4 protein-coding genes are annotated in these 3,172 nt (G+C 60.6%); all 4 read right to left on the minus strand.

From position 1 onward, the window contains the following. Positions 1-1,138: gephyrin-like molybdotransferase Glp (gene glp, locus RTX98_RS02825; protein WP_312794416.1), on the minus strand; the 1,138-nt coding region annotated here is incomplete at its 3' end. Further along, positions 1,139-1,624, minus strand: a complete 486-nt coding sequence (gene moaC / locus RTX98_RS02830) for a cyclic pyranopterin monophosphate synthase MoaC (RefSeq protein WP_189502129.1) — start codon at positions 1,622-1,624, stop codon at positions 1,139-1,141. Further along, positions 1,621-2,433, minus strand: coding sequence for an indole-3-glycerol phosphate synthase TrpC (gene trpC, locus RTX98_RS02835; protein ID WP_312794417.1), 813 nt, complete (start codon positions 2,431-2,433; stop codon positions 1,621-1,623). Before trpC ends, moaC begins: the two co-directional genes overlap by 4 nt. After that, positions 2,430-3,172 (minus strand): anthranilate phosphoribosyltransferase (gene trpD / locus RTX98_RS02840; RefSeq protein ID WP_312794418.1); only part of this gene is annotated, 743 nt, incomplete at its 5' end. The genes trpC and trpD, both read right to left, overlap by 4 nt.

Here is a 3,172-nt window from a genome sequence, read left to right on the forward strand (position 1 = left end):
TGATCAAACAATCCGCCCGAGCCAGCGTGTTCAGCATGGACGAATCCTGAAGTACGAAGGGCGTAGCCGCCATCCGGTCCGGCCGCTGCTCTGACGTTGCGCGAATGTAATCTTGGCGCTGGTCATTCTCGCGTAGCGGCGCCGTCAAGGTTGCGTTGCGGATGTCGAAACTGTGCGGACGTCCACCGAGCTTGGCGACGAGCGGCGCAAGGAAAAGGTGGGAGCAGACCAGGCTCGCGACTGGGTTGCCCGGCAAGCCCAGCACGCGGGTTTGGTCAAGTCTCCCAAACATCAGCGGCTTGCCCGGACGCATCGCGATCTTCCAGAAGTCGAGGCGCATGCCTTCCGCTTCCAGAACCGGACGAACGAGGTCATGGTCGCCGACCGATGCTCCACCGAGCGTGACGATGATGTCCGCTTTCTGGCGTGCCTCGGCAACGACGGCTGCGATCTTCGCTCGATCATCGGCAACGACGCCGAAGTCGAGAACCGCCGCGCCGGCTGCCCGCGCGATCACGGCAACGCCATAGCTGTTCGAGGCGATGATCTGATCCGGACCGGGAACAGAACCCGGTAGAACAAGCTCATCACCGGTCGCGATGATGGCCACTCGAGGTTTGCGGATCACTGGCAAAGAAGGATGGTTCGCTGCGGCAGCGAGCGAAAGCGCACCGGCATCCAGCAAACGTCCGCCGAGTAGAAGGATATCGCCTTCGGCGAAATCCAGACCGGCTTGGCGAATGTTTCGCCCGCGCACAGCCGGCTCGGTGGCGAGGATATGGCGATCGCCAAGACGCCGGGTGTTTTCCTGGATCAACACGGTGTCCGCGCCGTCCGGAACCGGCGCCCCGGTCAGAATGCGAACAGCCTGACCTGCCTCGATCCTTCCGCCAAATCGATGCCCAGCAGCCGATTCGCCGATGATCTCCAGCGGATTGTTCGCGTCTGACGTGTCTTCTGCACGAACGGCATAACCATCCATGGCAGATGCATCGAAGGGTGGCTGCGTGCGACGTGCTTCCAGCGCTGTCGCAAGAACTCGGTTGTCCGCATCTGCGATAGGCACATACTCTGCCGGCAGGTTCTCAACATCGCCAAGCAGGCGCTCAAAAACGTCAAGGACAGGCAGAAGGGCCATTTACTGATCTCCCGCGCGGAAGTCTCCCGACTTGCCGCCAGACTTCTCCACGAGCCGGACGCTGGTGATGGTCATGGAGCGGTCAACGGCCTTTGCCATATCATAGACGGTGAGGCAGGCGACGGAAACAGCGGTCAGCGCTTCCATCTCGACACCTGTCTTGCCACTCACACGCGCAAGACCGGTGACGCGCAAACCCGGCAATGCGGGATCGGCCTCGATCTCCACCGATACTTTGTTGAGAAGGAGAGGATGGCAGAGGGGAATCAGCTCATGCGTCTTCTTGGCAGCCATGATGCCCGCGATCCGCGCCGTTGCGATGACGTCGCCCTTCTTGGCGTTGCCTTCCATGATGATCGAAAGGGTTTCAGGCCGCATCAGCACCAAGCCTTCAGCAATGGCGGTGCGTTCCGTCTCGGCTTTCGATCCGACATCCACCATGTTGGCTTCGCCGTTGCTGCCGAGATGGGTGAGGGTGCTCATCATGAAATCCTGATTGCTTCGCTGCCTTCCAGCAGTGCCCGTGTTGCAGCCTCAACATCCGGCTGGCGCATAAGGCTTTCGCCCACGAGGAAGGTTCCAATGCCTGAGCGAGCAAGGCGCAGACAGTCGTGGTGGGTAAAGATCCCGCTTTCCCCAACCAAAAGGCGATCACTTGGGAAGTCCGCAGCCAGCCGTTCGGAAACGGAGAGATCGACATGGAAGGTCCGCAGATCGCGATTGTTGATGCCAATCAGCCGCGACGAGAGTTTCAGCGCACGCTCCATCTCGGCTTCATTGTGCACCTCGATCAGCGCATCCATGCCGACCTCCAACGCAGCGTCTTCCAACGCGCGTGCATCATCATCGTTGAGGCTCGCCATGATGATGAGGATCGCATCGGCACCCCAGAGGCGGGCTTCGTAGACCTGATACGGGTCGAACAAGAAATCCTTGCGCAAAGCGGGCAGGGAGCAAGCCTGCTTCGCAGCTTTCAGGTATTCCGGCGATCCCTGGAAAGACGGCGCATCCGTCAGAACCGAAAGGCACGCCGCGCCACCTGCTTCATAGGCCGCAGCAAGAGATGGCGGATCGAAGTCGGCACGAATCAAGCCCTTCGAAGGGCTGGCTTTCTTGATCTCGGCAATCAGAGCGAACGTGCCATCTGCTCGTTTGCTCTCAATGGCCTTTTGGAGACCGCGAGGCGCATCAACATCGGCAAGCTGAGCGCGCAGCTCATTGAACGGCAACGCAGCTTTTGCCGCAGCGATTTCCTGACGCTTGTAGACCTCGATCTTTGCGAGAATGTCGCTCATGACGGCTTCTCGCTGGACATCGCAACAAGACGTTCGAGGATCGAAAGGGCGCTGCCGCTATCGATCGACTCACGGGCAAGCGCGATCCCGTCCGCCAGGTTCGCAACTTTATTTGCGACAATGAAGGCGGCGGCGGCGTTCAACACAGCGATATCGCGGTACGGGTTCTGCGCGCCGGCCAAGACTGCGCGCAAGGCGGCTGCATTGTGCTCGGCGTCGCCTCCACGAAGATCTTCGAGTTGCACCCTCGGTAGGCCAACGTCTTCCGGTGTCACATCAAAGGTCCGGACAACACCATCTTCCACCGCCGCCACCATCGTGGTGCCGGCTGTTGTCATCTCGTCGAGGCCTTCCCCATGGACGACCCAGATCGATGTCCCCCCCAGTCCCTTCAGAACGTGCGCGATCGGTTCGACCCACTCGGGTGCGAATACACCAACGAGTTGCCTCGAAACGCCCGCCGGGTTCGACAAAGGTCCAAGCAGATTGAAGATCGTCCGCGTACCAAGCTCGACACGACTCGGTCCAACATGCCGCATCGCGGAGTGATGCGCAGGCGCAAACATGAAGCCAAGACCGACGTCACGGATGCAACGGCTAATATGGGCGGGGCTGATCTCGACGTCGATACCGAGCGCCATAAGCGTATCGGCCGCACCGGACCGTGACGACAACGCCCGGTTGCCGTGCTTCGCAACAGGAACGCCGGCACCGGCCACGATAAAAGCGGCGCAGGTCG

Source organism: Tianweitania sp., from assembly GCF_032053605.1.
Lineage (GTDB): Bacteria > Pseudomonadota > Alphaproteobacteria > Rhizobiales > Rhizobiaceae > Tianweitania.

Bases quoted from the DNA above. Each gene is read 5' to 3' on its own strand.
- trpC (WP_312794417.1), bottom strand. From the start codon at position 2,433: ATGAGCGACATTCTCGCAAAGATCGAGGTCTACAAGCGTCAGGAAATC.
- moaC (WP_189502129.1), bottom strand. From the start codon at position 1,624: ATGATGAGCACCCTCACCCATCTCGGCAGCAACGGCGAAGCCAACATG.